Consider the following 18584-nt stretch of genomic DNA (forward strand, 5'->3'; position numbering starts at 1 on the left):
CGCTTGACCTCGCGAGTGCCCCACACCGGCGCCGACTCCGCAGGAGACCCCTACACTCCCGACCGCGGCAATGGTGGATACGAGGTCACGTCGTACTACCTGGACCTGCGCTACCGAGTGCCGTCCAACAACCTGCGGGCGCTCGCCGCGATCTCGGTCCGCGCGACCCAGCCCTTGGACAAACTCACCCTCGACCTCGTCGGATTGTCGGTATCGAAAGTCATGGTGGGCGGACGCCGAGCGAAACGGTTCACCGTGCGCCGCGGCAAACTCGCCATCTCCCTGCCCGCGCGGCTCGAGGCCGGCACGTCGGTCACCCTGGAGATCACGTACGGCGGGAATCCCACGCCGGCCCGATCGACGTGGGGCATCCTCGGCTGGGAGGAACTCAACGACGGTGTGCTCGTCGCGAGTCAACCGACTGGGGCCCCGACCTGGTTCCCGTGCAACGATCACCCCGCGAGCAAGGCGTCCTACCGATTCCAGATCACCACGGATTCGCCGTACACCGTGGTCGCGAACGGGAAACTGGTCTCCCATCACGCGTCCGGTTCGATGGCGACCTGGGTGTATCAACAGGACGAACCGATGGCGTCCTACCTGGCGACGGTGTATATCGCACGCGTGCCGTGGACGGCCGTCGAGTCCGGGGCAAGCACCGTGCGCCAAACGGCCGTCGTACCGCTGAATCTGAACAAGGCTTTCGCGCACGACTTCGGTCGGCAGCACGAAATGATGGCGCTGTTCGAGCGGCTGTTCGGCCCGTATCCCTTTGCCGAGTACCGCGTCCTGGTGACAGACGACGAACTCGAGATTCCGCTGGAATCACAGGGCATGTCGACGTTCGGTCGTAATCATGTGGATGGGCGCAGTGGTTCTGACCGGCTGATCGCGCATGAACTGGCGCATCAATGGTTCGGAAATTCGGTCGGGTTGGCCTCCTGGCAGCACATCTGGCTGAACGAGGGCTTTGCCTGCTACTGCGAGTGGTTGTGGGCCGAGTACGCCGGACACGACACCGCTGACGCGCTGGCGCGCCGCTACCACCGCCGACTGAGTTCGTCGAAACAAGACCTGCTACTGGGCGATCCCGGCCCGCAAGACATGTTCGACGATCGGGTGTATAAACGCGGCGCGCTGACCCTGCACGCGCTACGACTGCAGGTCGGGGACGCCGGATTCTTCGACTTGATCCGCGAGTGGTGCCAACGGCACGCGCTGAGCACCGTCACCACAGCACTCTTCGTCGATCTGGTGCGGACCCGACTCGGCGATCATGCTGCTGACGCGCTGCACCCGTGGCTGTTCGAGACCAACTTGCCGGCCCTTCCGAGGCGCGCCTAGCGCTCAGAGCGTGCCGGCGTTCAGAGCGTGCCGGCGTTCAGGCTCGTTCGGCTTCACGGGCTCGGCGTCGCGCGATCGCTCGAGCTCGGATATCGCTGTCCTGCCGTAGTTCCCGGCTGGAGGCGATCACCTCGCGTCGGGCAGCGGCCTGCTTGTCGCTGACGGAGGTCCCCTTCGGCTCCAATTGGATCTTCTTCTCGGCCTTGATCCCCGCCTGCAGTTGCCTCGCGCGCACCACCTCGGCGTCCACGACCCCACCGAACAACAACGCGAGGTTGGTCAGCCAGATCCAGAGCAGGAAGATGATCACGCCGGCCAGCGACCCGTAGGTCTTGTTGTAGTTGCCGAAGTTGCCGATATAGAAAGCCAACCCGGCGGATGCAGCGATCCAGATCAACAAGGCGATCGCGGCACCGAGGCTCAACCAGCGAAACCGCGGCTGACGGACGTTGGGCGTGATGTAGTACAACAGCGCAACCATGAGGATCACGACGAACAGGATCACCGGCAGCTTGACGATGTTCCAGGTGTCGACGGCCTCCTGACCAAGGTTGATCGCGTCACCAACCTCGCGCGCCAGCGACCCGCTCATCACGGCGCTGAACACGACGAACGCCGCGCCAGCGACCATCACCATCGTCACCACGTACATGACGACCCGCAAACCGATCGACGCTCGACCTTCGTCAACCTCGTAGATCCGGTTCATCGCCCGGCCGAACCCGCGAATGTACGCCGAGGCCGACCAGAGCGCGCCGAGCACACCGATGACGAGCGTCAATCCAGCGCCCTGAGACTCGGTCAACTGCACGATGATTGGCTTGAGCGTCTCACCCATATCACCGGAGGCGAACTGATCAACGAGGTCGACGACGGCGTTCGTCGTTGACTCGCCGCTGGATACCACGCCAAGGATCGATAGCAACGCCAGCAGAGCGGGGAAGATCGCCAACACCGAGTAGTACGTGAGCCCCGCCGCTAGATCGGTGCACTCGTGTCGCCCGAACTCGTGGATGGCACGTTTGAAACCGTTTCGCCACGCTGCGCGGCGAAGTTGCCCCTTGGTCATCGGTGTCGGGCGCCGTACGCCCACGGCATTCGTCGCAGTTGTCTTGGGACTGCGCTCGGCTACCTGCTGTGTGGCCACTTCGCTCCCCCGCATCGGACGATCAGATCCTGCTCCTTGCTACCACAAGGCGTGTGGCCATCGCGCGTAGTTCCATCGTTCGACCACGATGAATACTTCGCCCGGGGGGGGGTTACGCGGTGCCGGGGAGGACGCCGGCAACCTCGTCCACGACCAGCATGCCGGCCTCGCCGATCTGCGGCAGGTAGCCGATCACGAGGCCGTCGGCCACGATGATGTCCAAGGTGCCGTCTATCGCCGCCGTCCACTCCTGCAGTTCTTCGGTGTCATCACCGATCTCGGCCAGCAACTCGTTTGCAGCTTCACGTACGTGGGCGGCGTCTACCGGGGCATTGAATTGCAATCCCAGCCCAGTCGCGGACTCAACGACCGTCATCGTCGTCCCGTCGTGGATGCAAATGCCGAAGTCGCACTCCCAGCCCAGTGCGTTCAGCCCTTCGCCGAGTTTGTCGACGTCCGGAAGGTTCTTCTTGGTGCCGGTGGACTCGACCGGTGGCAGATCGGTCGACTCCCAACTCGCCAACGAACCGAAGCAGAAGAACGGTGTCTCGTGGGTGTACGAGCAATCGGCGAAGTCCTCACCGGGAGTGACCACCGCGGCGACCTGATTGGCCACCGCAATAACCTGGCCGGTGTCCGGCGTATCGGCCAGCGGCTGGGTCTCCACGGTGTACGACGCAACACGGCCATTACGGTCGGCCTGGACGAACACGATGGCGACCTGCTGGTCGGTCTGCTGATAGCAGGCCAGCACAGAGCGGGACTCATCCAGTTCGCCTGCTGTGCAGGTCATCTGGCCTTCGAACATCGTCGCAATCGCGCGGGCCGCAGACCCTTCCTCACCCACCGACTCGAGCGGGTCGTCCTCGGTGAACCGCGGCAACAACACAAAACTGACCACCGCGAGCGCGGCGACGACGACCAGCGCGGGGTACAACCAGCGCACGTACGCGCGATTTGGCCTGTCCCCCGGGTCTTCCACATCGCAAGTCTATGGTTGGGCGTGGCCGGCACCGCCGAGGCAGGGCGGCGTGAGAGGGCAGCAGTTTCGGCGATCACCGCACCGACGGGCTGATGCCAGCACGAGATCGGTGGCTGGGAGAATTAGCGGGTGCGCATCCTCCTGCCGCCCTCTGAAGGCAAGTTCGCCCCCGTCCGCGGCAAGCCGCTCGACCTCTTTCGACTCAGTCATGGAGAACTCACCGAGGCCCGCGCAGCCGTTCTCGATGAACTCATCGCGGTGTCGGGACGGGCGGATGCGACCAAGATCTTGAAGGTCGGTGCCGGACTGACCGATGCCGTGGCGGCCAACGTCGGTCTACGCGCGGCACCGACTGCGCCCGCGAAGCAGGTCTATAACGGCGTCCTCTTCGATGCCCTAGACGAGCAGTCCCTACAAGGTCCCGAACGCGCCCGAATGACCCGCCGCGTTCTGATCTTCTCCGCGCTGTTCGGCGTACTACGCACGAGTGACCGAATTCCGGCGTATCGGCTGTCCGGTTCGGTCACACTGCCCGGGATCGGCGGTATAGCGAAGTTCTGGCGTCAGCATCTCGGTGAGACACTGACGCCGAGCGGCCTCATTGTCGATTGCCGGTCCGCGTCGTACGCCGCCATGTGGTCGCCCGACCCGGCGAAGCACCTACCGGTGCGTGTGTTCCGGGAGTCGAACGGCGAGCGCACCGTGGTGAGCCACATGGCCAAACACAGCCGCGGCCTCGTCGCGCGGGCACTGTGTCAAGAAGCTACGGAACCACGAACTCCGGGCGAAGCCGTCGACCTACTGAACGGCTACTTTGCCGCCACAGAGGTGAAAACAGCCACCGGCGCGCCCGTTGACGTGCGCGTCGAACTCGGTGACGCCTCGATCGATGTGATCACCAGTTGATCTGGATCTAGCGTTTCCGCGAGCGACGTTCCCACCGCGGGGCTGAACTCAGACGGTTCTAGACGTTCCCGATAACGGTCTCGACGTTCACGCCTCCGGCGGCGAGCCGATAGGTCGCCCCGACGATTGCCAGGTTCCCCGCATCGACCGCTTCGCCAATCGTGCGCGAGCGCTCGTTGAGCAGACGGGAGGTCTGCACGACGTGTTCAGCGCCGACCGTGACCGGGTTGACCTCGTTCGGTCCGGCGCTGACCGCGATATTGCTGGGCAGGACGCGCTCGACTATGTCGCGCAGGTACCCACCCGGCAGGTCGCCGGTCTTGACCGAGTCCATCGCGGCCTTCACGGCTCCGCACGAGTCGTGTCCGAGTACGACGATCAACGGGATGTTCAGTACTTCGATACCGAACTCGATCGAGCCCAGAACGCCGGCATCGATGACGTGACCGGCCGTGCGGACGACGAACAACTGCCCGAGTCCCTGGTCGAACAGGATCTCAGCGGCCGCGCGCGAGTCGGAGCAACCGAACACCAGCGCGAAAGGGTGCTGGCCTTCGGTCAGCTGTTCGCGAAGTTGCGGGTTCGGAAATAATTCAGTGTTGGCGTTCGCCGCGAATCGGTTGTTGCCTTCGCGCATCTTCGCCCAGGCCTGGCTTGGAGTCAAATTTCCCACAACTGAACTGTATTCCTCGACCGGCCGACGGATTACGTCGGATGCCGCATCTGGAATATGTCGCCTGTCAGAAGCCCACTTCGGGCAGTAAGGGCCCCGATCTGCCGTCAACGTCGAGGTGGCGCACAACGCGCTCAGACCATTCCGCCAGACCAGTCACCTGCTCAGGTTCTAGTAGGTCCAGCAAATGGGTGCGCACACCATCGACGTGCACGTGAGCGGCAGCATCAAGCGTCGCGAATCCCGCATCAGTGAGCTCGGCATTCATGCCGCGCGCATCGTCTTCACACGCAGAACGCGACGTGAGACCTCGCGCTTCGAGCCTGCTCATCTGATGCGACAGACGGCTCTTCGACAGACCAGACGACGCCGCCAGGTCGGTCATGCGCAACCGGCGATCCGGCTCCTCGCTGAGCCGAACCAAGATCGCATAGTCGGTCAGTGATAGCCCGTGACTCTCGTGAAGTTCGCGATTGAGCTGATCCATCACCAAACGTGAGGCGAGTAGGAACCCGCGCCACGCGCGCTGCTCGTCTTGAGCGAGCCATCTCGTTTCGGTCATGTTGATATCTTACGTCACAACTGTTGACGCTTCAACTTAATCAGTTGTATCTTCAACTACATCGGGGCTGAGAAGTGCTCGGTTCTCCCGATCCTAGAACATTCAAGTAAACGAGGAGAAGCACATGACCACCGCACAGACCCTAGGACTGCCCACCGGGACCTGGAAGTTCGACACCGTCCACTCGCACGTGGGATTCAGCGTCCGCCACATGATGGTGAGCAAGGTCAAGGGACAGTTCACCACCTTCGACGGCCAGATCACCGTCGCCGACGAGATCGAGAACTCCTCGGTCACCGCCACCATCGCCGCGTCGTCGGTGAGCACCGGCAACGAGCAGCGTGACGGCCACCTGCGCAGCGCGGACTTCTTCAACGCCGACGCCAACCAAAACCTGGAATTCGTCTCCACCGGCGTACAGTCCGCCGGCGACGACTGGAAGGTCCTCGGCGACCTGAGCATCAACGGCACCACCCGGCCGGTCGAGTTGAACGTCGAGTTCGGCGGCGTACGCCCCGACGGTCAAGGCGGTACCAAGGCCGGCTTTGAGATCACCACCGTGATCAACCGCAAGGACTGGAAGATCGACTTCAACATGCCCGTCGAAGGTGGCGGCGTAGTGATCGGTGACAAGATCACCATCAGCATCGACATCGAGGCAGACCTGCAGAAGTAGGCACCTACGTCAGCGGCGCGGACCCACGAGGGTCCGCGCCGCTGTTGCGTTCTTCGGATCGCTACCCGGGGTCGTTGGGATCCCGCGGGACCCGGCAGCAGTGCTCCAGCCATAGGCCGGCCGCGGCGAGCGCAGCAGCCAGGACCGCGCCGAGGATGCAGATGACGGTGTCGCGGCCGGCGCTGGCCAAGAAGCCCCATTCGCCCGCGGTGTACGCCGCGAACCCAGTCCATGCGCCCGCCAGGACCGCGCCGACATAGGCGCTGGCCTTCGCCAGCGCGACCGCGCGCGCGGCAACGATCGGCTCGATGGGCTCAGCGTCACGGCGCCGCAAGATCCGGTCCTTGAGCCGCAGGCCGAACACCGCTTCGGCTAACGCGAGCACGCCGGCCCAAATCGGCATGTACCAGTTCAGCGGCGGAATCTCGCCGTACCACTGGCGCACGAGCACGTGCCCGATGACGCCGGCGCCAACGAACAGCGCCAGGAGCGTTGACGGTGCGGTCGCCTTAACCTCCCGGTTCACAACGCGACCTGATCGAGGCGTTCGGCGGCCTGGTCCGCTGCGCCACTGGCTTGCAAGCCCGCCAGCAGGTCGGCAACTGGCCCCTGCGGCAGCTGCGCGTCGGGCGCCACTTCATGCCACGGCGCCAGCACGAACGCGCGCTCGAATGCGCGCGGGTGCGGCAGCGTCAACTCCGGGTCACTCTGCAGCACCATCGGCGGCTCACCAGTCGGACGCGTCAAATCCGGGGAATACACCGCGATCACGTCCACATCCAGCGTGCGCGGGCCCCATCGAACGTCCCGAGTGCGCTCAGCGGCCTGCTCACACGACTGCCCGAACCGCAACCATCCATAGCCGTCCAAGGAGTCATCGGACGCGATCAGGACGGCGTTCAGAAACGGCTGCTGCTCCACACCGCCCCACGGCGCCGTGCGGTACACCCCGCTCGAGGATTCCAGCCGCACTCCCAGCGCCCGCACCACCGAGCGCAGATACCCCAAACTGTCGCCCACGTTGGAGCCGATCGACAGCACCGCACGGCTCATGAACGCTCCCGGCGCACCCGCACCGCGACGTCGGCGAACTGCCGCGCGATCGGTGCCTGCGGCTTGTGCACGACGATTTCGGCCCACAGCACTCGGTCGTACGACAACGCGATATCCAGCAGTCGATGCGCGAGCGTCTCGATCAAATCAACCGGCTCGCCACCGATAACCTCGGCAAGACGTTCGGCCAGGTCTCCGTAATCGACGGTCTGACTCAGGTCGTCTTGCGATGCCGCAGCCGTGGTGTCGGTGCCGAGCGTGCAGTCGACGATGAACGGCTGCCCATCGCGGCGCTCGTGTTCAAACACTCCGTGATGCCCGGTAACCCTCAGCCCGACGAGCCTGATTTCGTCACTCATCGGTCCCCCCCGTTGCGCCAGGCACGCGCTACTGTCACGGCGTCCAACGACGCCCGCACGGCATGCGCCCGTACCGCCCATGCGCCGGCGAAGGCCGCCAGTGTCGAGATGGCGGCCGTGGCATCCTCTCGCCCGTCCGGCGGACGCGGACCGGTTTCGTCAGCCAGCAACAGGCCGAGGAAGTTCTTTCGGGACGCCGCGATCAGCACCGGGAACCCGGTCTCGACGAACCGCGCGGTGGCCTGCAGCAATGCCCAGTTGTGTGCCGCGGTCTTCGCGAAGCCAAGTCCCGGATCGATGATCAACTGTTCGCGCCGTACGCCGGCATCCAGCGCTGCGTTCACGCGCTGCTCCAACTCGACGAGCACGTCATCGACCACGTCGTCGTACGACGCGAAATCCTGCATGTGCTTCGAGTGCGCGCGCCAATGCATCAGGATGTAGGGCACGTCCAACTCGGCAGCGGTCGAGTTCATCCGCGGGTCGGCCAGCCCGCCTGACACGTCGTTGATGATCGCGCAGCCCGCGTCCACAGCGGCCCGCGCGACAGCCGCCCTGGTCGTGTCGATCGAGGTCAGAATGCCTTCTGCCGCGAGCGCCGCGATCACTGGTACGACACGATCGGTTTCGACGTGTGGTTTGACCCGTTCGGCACCCGGACGGGTCGATTCGCCACCGACATCAATGATGTCCGCACCTTGCCGCCACAACTCGCGCCCGTGCTCGATCGCGTCCGCGACGTCGAGATAACGACCGCCATCCGAGAAGGAATCGGCGGTCACGTTCAGCACCCCCATGACCAGGGTGCGGTCGGCACGCGGGATGCCGCCCATCAGCCGTCCCGAGACGCGATCAGGCTCAGTGCCTCGGCACGGGTGCGGCTGTCGGTCTGGAAAATTCCGCGGACTGCGGACGTCGTCGTACGCGCACCAGGTTTGCGGATCCCGCGCATCGCCATGCACAGGTGTTCAGCCTCGATCACAACGATCACGCCGCGCGGATCGAGCGCGCCGACGATCGCGTCGGCGATCTGGGCCGTCAACCGCTCCTGCACCTGCGGACGCTTGGCGTACAGGTCGGCAAGCCGCGCCAACTTCGACAGGCCGGTGATCCGTCCCGATTGACCAGGGATGTAACCGATGTGCGCCTCGCCGTGGAAGGGCACCAGGTGATGCTCGCAGGTCGAGTAGATCTCGATGTTCTTGACCAGGACAAGCTCGCGGTGTTCCTCATTGAAGGTCCGCGATAGCACCTCGGCCGGTTCGACGTGCAGCCCGGCGAACACCTCGGCGTACGCCCGCGCGACCCGGTCAGGGGTCTCGCGCAGCCCCTCGCGATCAGGGTCCTCACCGATCGCCAGCAACAACTCGCGCACCGCGGCGGCGGCGCGCTCCCGATCAACGCTCATCGCTGATCATCACCAGCAGGACGGTTCATCCAGTCATCCGGATAACTCCGCGGCTGCTGCGGTGCATCGGAGTTCGGGTCGACGGCCGGGATCTGAATCGTCGCGTCGTCGTCGATCGTGTACGTATCCTCAGGCGCCGCATGCCTCGCCTGGGGCTCGCGTTGCGTGGTGGGCGCCGACGGCGGTTCGGAGTTCTTGGCGCGCGCCTCGGCGATTTCCTTCGGCGTCAGGATCGGCGGCGGAGCATCGCCGTTGCGGCGACGGCCGGACCCTTGGTACGGCGCCATCGGCTCACGCTTGGGCACATTCGCGCAGATCCGGTTCATATCTTCGGCGGAGAGAGTCTCCTTCTCCATCAACTCGAGCACGATTTGATCGAGCTCGGCGCGATGCTCGCTGAGGATCTGCCACGCCTCGTCGTGCGCGATCTCGATCAGTTCGCGGACTTCGCTGTCGATCACGCCGGCGACCTCGTCGGAGTAGTCCCGCTGGTGGCCCATATCGCGACCGAGGAACGGCTCGGACTCGCTGGTGCCGTACTTGACGGCACCCAACCTGTCGCTCATGCCGTACTCGGTGACCATCGCGCGAGCCACCTGGGTGGCCTTCTCAATATCGTTGGAGGCGCCGGAAGTTGGGTCGTGATAGACCATCTCCTCGGCAGCGCGTCCGCCGAGCATGTAGGCCAGCGAGTCGATCATCTCCGAACGCGACTGGCTGTACTTATCCTCGGTCGGCAGGATCAGCGTGTGACCGAGGGAGCGGCCGCGCGGCAGGATCGTCACCTTGTGCACCGGGGCGCTGTGTGGCAATGCCTGCGCGACGAGGGCGTGACCACCCTCGTGGTACGCCGTCATCTTCTTTTCCTTGTCACTCATCGCCCGCGTCTTACGCTCCGGACCGGCGATGACACGATCGATCGCCTCCTCGAGCGCGTCGTCAGTGATCGACGTACCGCCCTTGCGCGCAGTGAGCAAGGCGGCCTCGTTCAGCACGTTCGCCAGGTCGGCGCCGGTGAATCCCGGCGTACGGCGCGCAACGGTGTCCAGGTCGACGCCCGGCGCAACCGGCTTGCCCTTCGCGTGCACTCGCAGGATCGCCTTGCGGCCCTCTAGGTCGGGGCGATCGACGGCGATCTGGCGATCGAATCGGCCCGGGCGCAGCAGCGCCGGATCGAGGATGTCCGGCCGGTTGCTTGCCGCGATCAAGATGACGCTGCTGGTGACGTCGAATCCGTCCATTTCCACGAGCATCTGGTTCAGCGTCTGCTCGCGCTCGTCGTGACCGCCGCCCATACCGGCGCCGCGGTGCCGGCCGACGGCATCGATCTCGTCGATGAAGATGATCGCCGGAGCGTTCTCCTTGGCCTGGGTGAACAGGTCACGCACGCGGGAGGCACCCACACCCACGAACATCTCTACGAAGTCCGAACCGGAGATCGAGTAGAACGGCACCCCAGCCTCGCCGGCGACTGCGCGAGCGAGCAGCGTCTTACCGGTTCCGGGTGGACCAAACAGCAGCACACCCTTAGGGATCTTCGCGCCGATCGCCTGGAACCGGGCCGGATTCTGCAAGAAGTCCTTGATCTCGCCGAGTTCCTCAATCGCCTCGTCGGCGCCGGCTACGTCCGAGAACGTGGTCTTCGGCATGTCCTTGCTGACGAGTTTGGCCTTGGACTTCGCGAACTGCATGACACCGCGGCCGCCGCCCTGCATCGAGTTCATCAGGAAGAACAGCAGACCCAGCAAAATGATGAACGGCAGCAGCGAGATCAGCAGGTTGAACAGCACCGACTCTTGGGTGACGGTGGTGTCAAAGCCCTCGTCACCGGCCTCGGGATCGATCCCCTGCGCGTTCTTCACGGCGTCGAAGATCTGATCGGTCGCGCCAGAGGGGTACTGCGTTTGGATTCGGTCGGTGGTCTCGGCGCCGTCCCCCGTCGGATCGATGGGATCCTTCAGCTTGATCTCGAGGATCTGTTCTTTGTCCTTGAGGTTGACGGCATCAGCATTGCCATCTTCGAGCTGTCCCAGCGCGACTGACGTCTTGACGCTCGCGTAGTCGCTACCGCCACTGAAGAGGCTCGAGAGCAGGATGGCGAATACCGCCGCCAGAGCCATAAAGAACCACGGCGACTTGACGATCTTCTTGTTTTTCATCCGCGTGCGGGCTGGCGTGGGCAAGCCCGTGCCTCCTGTTTGCTGGGGGTACTTGATACCGCGCGCCCCACGCGTGAGGCACAGTGCCGGATACAAAACGGTACACCGCGAGGCGCGCGTCTATCTCAACGTCCGCTAGCGGCGAAACGTTCCGTTGCACACTAACGCCATAGTCCACACGGCAAACGGCCAACCCGGGCGAGATTGACGTGCTGCTCGCGCCCACGCCATCTTGCCCGCGCATCTCTAGCATCGCGCCCGCACGCGTTTCGGGCCATAGGTCAACAGCCGGTTGCTACGACGCTCGGGTTCAAATCAGTCCCTCCGCACGCGACCGTGTGGATTATCCCGATGCCACGCGTTATCAGGCCTGTTTCGAACGACATCAGTGAGTTCCCGGACAACGCGCTCCTGGAGCTACGAAAGTTAGGAGTAAACCTCAGGCTTGAGGACGCCGATGTACGGCATATCGCGGTAACGCTCCGCATAGTCGAGGCCGTACCCGACCACGAACTCGTTCGGGATATCGAACCCGATGTACTTCACCGGGACTTCTACCTTCACAGCGTCCGGCTTGCGCAGCAGGCTGACAACCTCGATCGAGGCGGGGTTGCGCGCACCAAGGTTTTTCAGCAGCCAGGACAGCGTCAGGCCGGAGTCGATGATGTCCTCGACCACCAGCACGTGCTTGCCGGTGATGTCCTTGTCGAGGTCCTTGAGGATCCGGACGATTCCGCTGGAGGACGTCGAGGAGCCGTACGACGACACCGCCATGAACTCCAGTTCGACCGGCAGCGGCAGCGCGCGGGCGAAGTCACTCATGAACATCACTGCGCCCTTGAGCACGCCGACCAGCAGTAGTTCCTTGCCCTCATAATCCGCGGCGATCTGCTTCGCCAACTGGGCGGTCTTCTCCTTGATCTCCTGCTCGGAGATCACGACCTTTTCAATCTCGGCGTCGTACACCTTCGATGTCCTCAGATTCGTCGGGGAGCGGCCCGGCCACTGTCATCGGCGGGCGCGTGCACGATCTTGCCACGCTCACGAATCGCGCGGCTACCGCCCGGCAGATACACCGGGCCCTGGCCGTGATAGCGCGCCACGAGCGCATCGATCGCGATCACGTGCGCTGCCGTCACGACGCCGTCACGGGACCCCGAATCGCCCGAACGCGAGTCGCCGGAACCCGAATCCAGTGCCGGCGCATCAGGTGAGGCCGCATTGGGCGACGCCGGTTCAGGTGAAGGCGCATCAGGCGAGGACGCATCGAGTACGGCCGAATCGCGTGCGGGGGAATTGGCGGCAGCCAACCGCTCGTCCAGCCAGCGTTTGATCACCACGCGGCGAGTTCCCTCGGTGAATCGAGCCAGCGCGCGAGCGTCGATATGTGCGCCACCGACGAGTTCCAGCAGCGCGGCAGCGTCGTGCGACGGGTCTGCCTCACGCAGTTGGTCGGCGGTGCGCGCGAGCGCCGGCGCGACTCCACCGCCGAGAATGTCCTCCAGCAACGGCAGCGCCTCGGCCCGCAGCCGCACCCGGGTGAACCGCGGGTCGTCGTTGTGCGGATCGTGCCACACCGGCAACCCGAGATCGTCGCAGTACTGGAGGGTTTGCGCCCGGCGGATCGACAGCAGCGGACGCCCCCAGGGCGGAGCGTACGGAGCCATCCCCTGCAACGATCGCCTTCCGGAACCGCGCCCCAGCCCTAACAACACCGACTCCGCCTGGTCGTCGAGAGTGTGACCGAGAAGTACCTCGCCACGTCGATGCTGCTGCAACGCCGCATACCGCGCGTCCCGCGCGGCCGCCTCAAGCCCACCGCGCGCACCGACGTCTACCGGCACCGCGACCGCGCTCGCGCAGCCCAACTGGAGCATCTGCTCGCGCACCGCGGCCGCGCGATCGGTCGAGTCCGGCTGCAGTCGGTGATCGATCGTGATCCCGTGGACGTCGAACGACCCGCGCGCCTCGAACAGCAATGCGCTGCACAGCGCGAGCGAATCGGCGCCACCACTGACCGCGACACTGATGATTGATCGGTCGCCTTGATGAGTGGTGAGCCAGCGCCGTACCGCGACACGGACGGCGGCCACAGCCGGAGCAGGCCCCACCATCAACTCACCGCCGACCGAAGATCCCCGATCATTCGTCGCCGCGGCGTTCGATGATGATCTCTCGCTCATCATCGGGCGAGCCGTCGTCCAGCGGAACGTGGGTGCCCTCGCGGGGTACCTCGAAGTGCCGCGTGGTGTTGCCATGCTGATCGACGACCGTGCTGCCTGCGGCAGCAATCCGGCCGTTCGGGCGAACCCGGTCCACCCAAGCCACAGGATCGCTTAACTCGGCGCGGGTCGGCAACATATCGGGTGACTCCCAGATCCGGTTGAAGCCCGCCATCCCCACCTCGTTCACCACAGCATCAACGAAGATCCGGCCGTCGGCGTACTGCTTCATTTTGGCGTCCAACCCCAGCAGCCGGCGCATGGCGCGGTCGATCGGCGAGCTTCCTTTACGGCGCGCGTTGAACTTCCGACGAATCACGCCCACCGTGCGGATGACGTCGCGACCGACGTTGTCCATCACGTACTCGGCATGTCCTTCGACCAGACTCATTGCGGCGGTAATGCGATCGAGGACGTCACGCTGGTCCGGCGACTGCACCAGCGAGAGCAGACCACCGGACTCATCCGCTGACCGTGTCCGAACTTTGGCGGCGAGTTCCTTGATCTGTTCCCGCAGCGAGTCGGTGTCGAGGTTCGATACCTCGACGAACTCCTCGATGAGGCCGCGTAGATAGCCCTCCAGCCACGGATTCGCGGTGAATTGCAGTCGGTGCGTGACCTCGTGGATGCACACCCACAGTCGGAAGTCGTGCGGGTCGACCGCCAACTTCCGCTCGGCTTCGACGATGTTCGGCGCGACCAGCAACAGTCGCCCGCCGTCTCGACCGAATACGTCGTACTGCCCAAGTACTCGGCTCGACATGAACGACAGCAGGACACCCGCCTCGATGCCGGTGACCCGACTGCCCACCGCCCGCACGGCGCGCGAGGACTTCGAGGTCGCGGTGAGCTTCTCCACCAGCGGGCCCATCAGTCCGGCGAGGGACGACGCATTCGTCTCGATCCAGCCGGCGCGATCCACAACGAGCGTGGGCGCGTCGTACATCGGGTGCCGAATACCGGTGACGTCGCTGACGTACTCGTCGGCGCGGGCCGCGGCTTGCCGCAGTTCGGTGACGACGGTGCGCGCCTCCTCGAGAGCGATACTTGGACCGGCCTTCGTCAGTTTCTTCGCCGAGCGCATCGCGACGTCCCAGTTGATGAAGCCCTCAGAACTCATGGGCGCCACGTTACCCGCGGAGGCCCGTGAGCGTCGGTCCATCACAACGCGGTCACCTGCGGTCTTGGCGGGCGGACATGCCGGCCTGCGCCGTCTCCACAGCGCGGTGTCTCGTACCTCGCCACCCTTAACTCAACGACCGACCGAATGGGCGAGCACGCGGATCGGTCATCGCCAATAACCGAGGCGGGTTAGTGGCAGCCGCAGCCGGCGATCGTTGCCGCTACGAGATCAAGCGCCTCACGCGCGGCGTCCGGCGCGCCGCCGTCGTTGGAGATGAACGAGAACACCAGCAGCCGGCCGTCGTTGGTCACGACGGTCCCGGACAATGAGGCCACACCGGTCAACGTGCCGGTTTTGCCGCGGACACGTCCGGCCACACCGCCCGTAGTGCCATTCTGGTAGCGGTCCGCCAAGGTCCCGCTGTATCCGCTCACTGGCAATCCGGACGCCACCGCGTCCAAGTTCGCGTCGGTCAGATCGACCACGTTATCCATCACGGAACTCACGGACGCGGCGCTCGTGCGGTCGTCCACGGACAGCCCGCTGGCGTCGTACGCCGTGTACCCCGTCAGATCCACGCCCAGGTCTTGCATCGTGTCGGTGATCGCCTGCGTGGCGCCGTCGAAGCTCGGCGCGTGACCGGTCTCCAGCGCGACCAACCGACCCAAGCATTCGGCGAGCGTGTTGTCGGAGATGAGCAGCATCTGTTCGATCAACTGCTCGATCGGCGCGGACTCGACCGCGGCCAGCTGCTGAGCCCCCTCGGCGGCTTCGCCGCGTTCGACGTCCGCGTCGGGACTGTCGAGGGCGTCGGCAAGTAATTGTGCGGCGTACAAGTCGGGGTCAGCGTGCCGCATCGAGGCATCGTTAGACGGGGTACTGCGGCCGCCGTCGGTCATGAACGGGTAGACCTCAGCCGCGTACGTCGACGGCGCGTCACCCTTACCCCATCCGGACGCCGTCACCGGACCGGTGAACACCGAGTTGTCGACGGTCACCTTCGTTACCTCGGTGATCCCGGCGTCTTTCAGTTGGTTGGCGAGTTGCTTGATCGACGCGGACCCCGGGTTGTACGTCGACTTACTGCCGCTGCGGAGCGTGGGGTCACCGCCGGCGACCACCACGATCTCGGTGGGGCTATCGCCTTCGACGACCGAGGTGGTGATGCGGCTGCCAGGCTCGAGGACGACGGCTGCCGCGGCCGCGGTGTACAGCTTCATCACCGATCCCGGCACCATCGGTTCCTTCGCCTGGTCGGAATACAGCACGATATCGCTGGCCGGATCGATCACTTCAACCGCGACCTCGCCGAGAGTGGGGTTGTTCAATGCTGAGCTGAGCGCGCTCTGCATCCCAGCGCTCGAAGGCATCGGAGCGTCCTCGGCCAACTGCTCAAGCACCGGTGCCGGGGGTTCGTTCGGCGGCAACGAGACCGTTGCGGCAGCCTGGTTGGTGCTCGCGTCAGCGGCGCTGTCAGAATTAGTGGGTCCAGTTAGGGCTGCAGCACCAACAACCGCGCCGGCGCCGGCCGCCGACGCGAGCACCAACACGCCGAATGCGCCTAGCACGCGGATCGTCCCTGCACGTCTGTGCCGGCGAGGCGTTCGGGTCTTGGTCACTCGGGTCCTTGCAGTTCTAGCGGTCAACCACAGCACTGAACAGACTACGGGTCACGGAAATCCACCTCGCATGGCGCGAGACGCCCGAGCCCGGGTAGGAGATGGAATCATAGTGGAGTACGACGTCCTGATCGAGATCCCCAAGGGCTCGCGCAACAAGTACGAGGTCGACCACGAGACCGGCAAGGTCCACCTGGATCGCTACCTCTACACCTCAATGGCGTACCCGACGGACTACGGATACTTCGTCGACACCCTGGCCGACGACGGCGACCCACTCGATGCGCTGGTACTGCTGCCGGAGCCGACGTTCCCGGGCTGCTACATCAGCGTCCGCCCGATCGGGATGTACCGCATGGTCGACGAGGCCGGCGGCGACGACAAGGTCCTGTGCGTACCCGCGGGCGATCCCCGTTGGGACGGAGTCAACGACATCTCCGATGTCTCTCAGTTCCAGCTGGACGAGATCAAGCATTTCTTCGAGCACTACAAGGACCTGGAGCCAGGCAAGCACGTCGACGGCTCGGACTGGGTCGGCGCAGCCGAAGCGAAGAAGATGGTTGAGCACTCCGCCGAAGAGTTCAAGAAGGCCGAGCACTAAAGCACAGTCACAGTTTGAAGTGGCGAATGCGGCGTACCCTGGACGGGTGCGCCGCATTTTCACTCCGGGTTGGATCGCTTGGCATATTTTCGCGATCCTGGCGCTCGCCGGTTGCCTCTGGGCGTTCCAGTGGCAGTTGAGCCGCGCCGAAGGCGCAGACGGTGACTGGCAGAACTGGCTGTACGCCATCCAGTGGCCGATGTTCGCGGCGATGGGGGTCGCGGCGTGGGTCCGCGCTATCTACCTCGCGTTCCGCCCACCCGGGCACGACGAGCCGCCCCTGCTGCATCATGACGATCCGGACCCCGGACGAATCGTGCACGAGGTTCGACCTAAGGCGATCGCGATGGCCCCGCACTACGACGAGTACCACAACATCGCGGATCCGGAACTTGAGGCGTACAACGAACGCCTGCGCGTGCTCAACCAGCAAGCCGGCATCAACTAAGAAAAGGGTTCTGACTTGACGACGACGAACGAGGACAAGCTCGCCGCCAAGAAGGCGGCGTTGAAGGCGAAACGCGCCGGAGGCCCCGAAGCCAAGACCGACCGGCTGCTGCGTTACTACCGAATCTCCGCGTGGATCGTCGGCGTCCCGCTCGCTGCGTTGTTCCTGATCGCCATGCCGATGAAGTACTTCGGGGACAACGGCACGCCGGTCACCGTCATCGGCATCGCGCACGGCTGGCTGTACATGATCTACATCGTGTGCGCCGCGTTCTTGGCCATGCACCGCAAATGGAGCGTCGTACGCTCGGTGCTGGTGGTCTTGGGTGGCACGATTCCGCTGGTGTCGTTCTGGACCGAGCACGTCGTGCACTCCAAGGTTCGCGCGAACGAACCCGGCTGGTAGCCGCGACACATACGCGGCGACGCGTCGTCAGAGGTCGAGCAGCATGCGAGAATTACCTAGCGTGTTCGGTTTGACCCTCGCCAAGTCCAGGAATTCGGCAACGCCGTCATCCTGCGACTGCAGCAACTCGACGAACACGTCCTTATCGACCGGTGTCCCGTCAATCTCGCGGAAACCGTGCCGGGAGAAAAAGTCGACCTCGAACGTCAGGCAGAACACCCGCTGCACGCCAATCTGACGCGCGTCATCGACCAGCCGTTCGAGCAGCAAATGCCCGACGCCCGCACCGCGCACCGAACCGTCGACGGCGAGTGTGCGCACCTCGGCCAGGTCCTCCCAGAACACGTGCAGCGCACCGACGCCGACTATGTGCCCTTCGATCTCAGCGACCCGAAACTCCTGTAGGCCTTCGAAGTAGGCGACGTGTTCCTTCGCGACCAGCACCCGATTCTCGACGTACGGCGCGACGATCTCACGAATCCGCCGAACATCTTGCGTCCGGGCATGGCGGATCGTGACCTCCGATGGGTGTGCGCTGTTCATGGCCTTAATCTTGCTCGCCACGTCAAACGGATCACGCAGCGCCTCTCGGTTCGCGACGCCGCACGAGGCGGCGGAGCGCTTGGACGAAAGAGAACGCGCCCTCCTCGCGTGGCGAGAAGGGCGCGGTCGGTAGGTGACGGTTACCGCGTGAGAGCGATGGTGCGCTCTGGAACAGTTCGTCGTTCGGTGGACATCAGTAGTTCGATTCCCCGGCGTCGCGCCACCAGGGGTCCCCTGGCGCATTCGAGTTGTCGGATCTCGTCGGCGTAGCCCAACTGGGCCAGACGCGACCCGATCAACGTGGTGGCGTGCATGGTTTACACATCCCCGTACATCGATTGGTTGTTGCGTCTC

The 18584-nt window shown here is 64.6% G+C and carries 22 protein-coding genes; 6 read left to right on the forward strand and 16 right to left on the reverse strand.

Annotation, left to right across the window (positions count from 1 at the left end; genetic code table 11):
- The first annotated feature begins 3 nt into the window (after positions 1-3).
- A complete protein-coding gene (locus E1H16_RS02425; RefSeq protein ID WP_134322079.1) occupies positions 4-1344 on the forward strand; it encodes a M1 family metallopeptidase in 1341 nt (446 codons plus the stop codon).
- Positions 1345-1381: 37 nt separating this feature from the next.
- Here E1H16_RS02425 and E1H16_RS02430 read toward each other — a convergent pair whose 3' ends face one another.
- Entirely contained in the window at positions 1382-2491 is a 1110-nt protein-coding gene (locus tag E1H16_RS02430) for a YihY/virulence factor BrkB family protein (RefSeq protein WP_166741588.1), read from the reverse strand.
- Positions 2492-2603: 112 nt separating this feature from the next.
- The gene (locus E1H16_RS02435; RefSeq protein WP_134322081.1) at positions 2604-3473 is read right to left on the reverse strand and encodes a hypothetical protein; all 870 of its coding nucleotides are present in this window, start codon (positions 3471-3473) and stop codon (positions 2604-2606) included.
- 129 nt (positions 3474-3602) lie between these two features.
- Between E1H16_RS02435 and E1H16_RS02440 the strand changes: the two genes are divergently transcribed.
- Complete coding sequence (locus E1H16_RS02440) at positions 3603-4379, forward strand: YaaA family protein (protein ID WP_134322082.1); 777 nt, start codon at positions 3603-3605, stop codon at positions 4377-4379.
- A 58-nt stretch (positions 4380-4437) separates the two neighbouring features.
- Here E1H16_RS02440 and E1H16_RS02445 read toward each other — a convergent pair whose 3' ends face one another.
- Together E1H16_RS02445 and E1H16_RS02450 are read right to left on the reverse strand one after the other, a co-directional pair.
- Positions 4438-5052, reverse strand: a complete 615-nt coding sequence (locus tag E1H16_RS02445) for a carbonic anhydrase (protein ID WP_243837586.1) — start codon at positions 5050-5052, stop codon at positions 4438-4440.
- A 67-nt stretch (positions 5053-5119) separates the two neighbouring features.
- Entirely contained in the window at positions 5120-5614 is a 495-nt protein-coding gene (locus E1H16_RS02450) for a MarR family winged helix-turn-helix transcriptional regulator (protein ID WP_134322083.1), read from the reverse strand.
- Positions 5615-5738: 124 nt separating this feature from the next.
- Here E1H16_RS02450 and E1H16_RS02455 point away from each other — a divergent pair, with 124 nt between their 5' ends.
- The gene (locus E1H16_RS02455) at positions 5739-6290 is read left to right on the forward strand and encodes a YceI family protein (RefSeq protein ID WP_134322084.1); all 552 of its coding nucleotides are present in this window, start codon (positions 5739-5741) and stop codon (positions 6288-6290) included.
- A gap of 61 nt (positions 6291-6351) precedes the next feature.
- On the opposite strand, the gene E1H16_RS02460 is transcribed toward E1H16_RS02455, so the two are convergent.
- The 10 genes from E1H16_RS02460 to dacB all read right to left on the reverse strand — a co-directional run bounded on the left by E1H16_RS02460 (position 6352) and on the right by dacB (position 16182).
- Positions 6352-6816, reverse strand: a complete 465-nt coding sequence (locus tag E1H16_RS02460; protein WP_134322085.1) for a DUF3180 domain-containing protein — start codon at positions 6814-6816, stop codon at positions 6352-6354.
- On the reverse strand, positions 6813-7343 hold the full coding sequence (gene folK, locus E1H16_RS02465; protein WP_134322086.1) for a 2-amino-4-hydroxy-6-hydroxymethyldihydropteridine diphosphokinase: 531 nt from the start codon (positions 7341-7343) through the stop codon (positions 6813-6815). Before folK ends, E1H16_RS02460 begins: the two co-directional genes overlap by 4 nt.
- Positions 7340-7702, reverse strand: coding sequence for a dihydroneopterin aldolase (gene folB / locus E1H16_RS02470; RefSeq protein ID WP_134322087.1), 363 nt, complete (start codon positions 7700-7702; stop codon positions 7340-7342). The genes folK and folB overlap by 4 nt, the downstream gene beginning before the upstream one ends.
- Complete coding sequence (gene folP / locus E1H16_RS02475; protein ID WP_208378806.1) at positions 7699-8535, reverse strand: dihydropteroate synthase; 837 nt, start codon at positions 8533-8535, stop codon at positions 7699-7701. Before folP ends, folB begins: the two co-directional genes overlap by 4 nt.
- Positions 8535-9110, reverse strand: a complete 576-nt coding sequence (gene folE / locus E1H16_RS02480) for a GTP cyclohydrolase I FolE (protein WP_134322088.1) — start codon at positions 9108-9110, stop codon at positions 8535-8537. The genes folP and folE overlap by 1 nt, the downstream gene beginning before the upstream one ends.
- A complete protein-coding gene (gene ftsH, locus E1H16_RS02485) occupies positions 9107-11293 on the reverse strand; it encodes an ATP-dependent zinc metalloprotease FtsH (RefSeq protein WP_243837587.1) in 2187 nt (728 codons plus the stop codon). The genes folE and ftsH overlap by 4 nt, the downstream gene beginning before the upstream one ends.
- Before the next feature lie 402 nt (positions 11294-11695).
- Positions 11696-12235 (reverse strand): hypoxanthine phosphoribosyltransferase, encoded by a 540-nt coding sequence (hpt, locus tag E1H16_RS02490; RefSeq protein WP_134322089.1) that lies wholly within the window; start codon positions 12233-12235, stop codon positions 11696-11698.
- 11 nt (positions 12236-12246) lie between these two features.
- Positions 12247-13455, reverse strand: a complete 1209-nt coding sequence (gene tilS, locus E1H16_RS18550) for a tRNA lysidine(34) synthetase TilS (RefSeq protein WP_208378807.1) — start codon at positions 13453-13455, stop codon at positions 12247-12249.
- Positions 13412-14611: a zinc-dependent metalloprotease gene (locus E1H16_RS02500; protein WP_134322090.1), complete on the reverse strand. Its 1200-nt coding sequence runs from the start codon at positions 14609-14611 to the stop codon at positions 13412-13414. Before E1H16_RS02500 ends, tilS begins: the two co-directional genes overlap by 44 nt.
- 191 nt (positions 14612-14802) lie before the next feature.
- Positions 14803-16182 carry a D-alanyl-D-alanine carboxypeptidase/D-alanyl-D-alanine endopeptidase gene (dacB, locus tag E1H16_RS02505; RefSeq protein WP_134322091.1) on the reverse strand — a complete coding sequence of 460 codons (1380 nt, stop codon included), beginning with the start codon at positions 16180-16182 and terminating at the stop codon, positions 14803-14805.
- A gap of 163 nt (positions 16183-16345) precedes the next feature.
- Between dacB and E1H16_RS02510 the strand changes: the two genes are divergently transcribed.
- From E1H16_RS02510 to E1H16_RS02520, 3 genes are read left to right on the forward strand one after another with little or no spacing between them, the layout of a single operon-like run.
- The gene (locus E1H16_RS02510; protein ID WP_134322092.1) at positions 16346-16834 is read left to right on the forward strand and encodes an inorganic diphosphatase; all 489 of its coding nucleotides are present in this window, start codon (positions 16346-16348) and stop codon (positions 16832-16834) included.
- Between the two features lie 46 nt (positions 16835-16880).
- Positions 16881-17282, forward strand: coding sequence for a hypothetical protein (locus E1H16_RS02515; protein ID WP_134322093.1), 402 nt, complete (start codon positions 16881-16883; stop codon positions 17280-17282).
- Between the two features lie 15 nt (positions 17283-17297).
- Positions 17298-17687 carry a DUF3817 domain-containing protein gene (locus tag E1H16_RS02520; RefSeq protein WP_208378808.1) on the forward strand — a complete coding sequence of 130 codons (390 nt, stop codon included), beginning with the start codon at positions 17298-17300 and terminating at the stop codon, positions 17685-17687.
- Positions 17688-17714: 27 nt separating this feature from the next.
- Here E1H16_RS02520 and E1H16_RS02525 read toward each other — a convergent pair whose 3' ends face one another.
- A complete protein-coding gene (locus tag E1H16_RS02525; RefSeq protein ID WP_134322094.1) occupies positions 17715-18230 on the reverse strand; it encodes an amino-acid N-acetyltransferase in 516 nt (171 codons plus the stop codon).
- A gap of 140 nt (positions 18231-18370) precedes the next feature.
- Positions 18371-18544 (reverse strand): hypothetical protein, encoded by a 174-nt coding sequence (locus tag E1H16_RS18320; protein WP_166741589.1) that lies wholly within the window; start codon positions 18542-18544, stop codon positions 18371-18373.
- Positions 18545-18584: the final 40 nt, after the last annotated feature.

The sequence above is a fragment of the Cumulibacter soli genome (genome assembly GCF_004382795.1).
GTDB lineage: Bacteria > Actinomycetota > Actinomycetes > Mycobacteriales > Antricoccaceae > Cumulibacter > Cumulibacter soli.

What these genes read in the sequence shown, in the direction of transcription:
- E1H16_RS02500 (WP_134322090.1), bottom strand. Translation starts at nt 14,611, where the DNA reads ATGAGTTCTGAGGGCTTCATCAACTGGGACGTCGCGATGCGCTCGGCG.
- E1H16_RS18320 (WP_166741589.1), bottom strand. Translation starts at nt 18,544, where the DNA reads ATGCACGCCACCACGTTGATCGGGTCGCGTCTGGCCCAGTTGGGCTAC.
- E1H16_RS02450 (WP_134322083.1), bottom strand. Translation starts at nt 5,614, where the DNA reads ATGACCGAAACGAGATGGCTCGCTCAAGACGAGCAGCGCGCGTGGCGC.
- E1H16_RS02525 (WP_134322094.1), bottom strand. Translation starts at nt 18,230, where the DNA reads ATGAACAGCGCACACCCATCGGAGGTCACGATCCGCCATGCCCGGACG.
- folK (WP_134322086.1), bottom strand. Translation starts at nt 7,343, where the DNA reads ATGAGCCGTGCGGTGCTGTCGATCGGCTCCAACGTGGGCGACAGTTTG.
- E1H16_RS02455 (WP_134322084.1), top strand. Translation starts at nt 5,739, where the DNA reads ATGACCACCGCACAGACCCTAGGACTGCCCACCGGGACCTGGAAGTTC.
- folB (WP_134322087.1), bottom strand. Translation starts at nt 7,702, where the DNA reads ATGAGTGACGAAATCAGGCTCGTCGGGCTGAGGGTTACCGGGCATCAC.
- folE (WP_134322088.1), bottom strand. Translation starts at nt 9,110, where the DNA reads ATGAGCGTTGATCGGGAGCGCGCCGCCGCCGCGGTGCGCGAGTTGTTG.
- tilS (WP_208378807.1), bottom strand. Translation starts at nt 13,455, where the DNA reads ATGATGAGCGAGAGATCATCATCGAACGCCGCGGCGACGAATGATCGG.
- folP (WP_208378806.1), bottom strand. Translation starts at nt 8,535, where the DNA reads ATGGGCGGCATCCCGCGTGCCGACCGCACCCTGGTCATGGGGGTGCTG.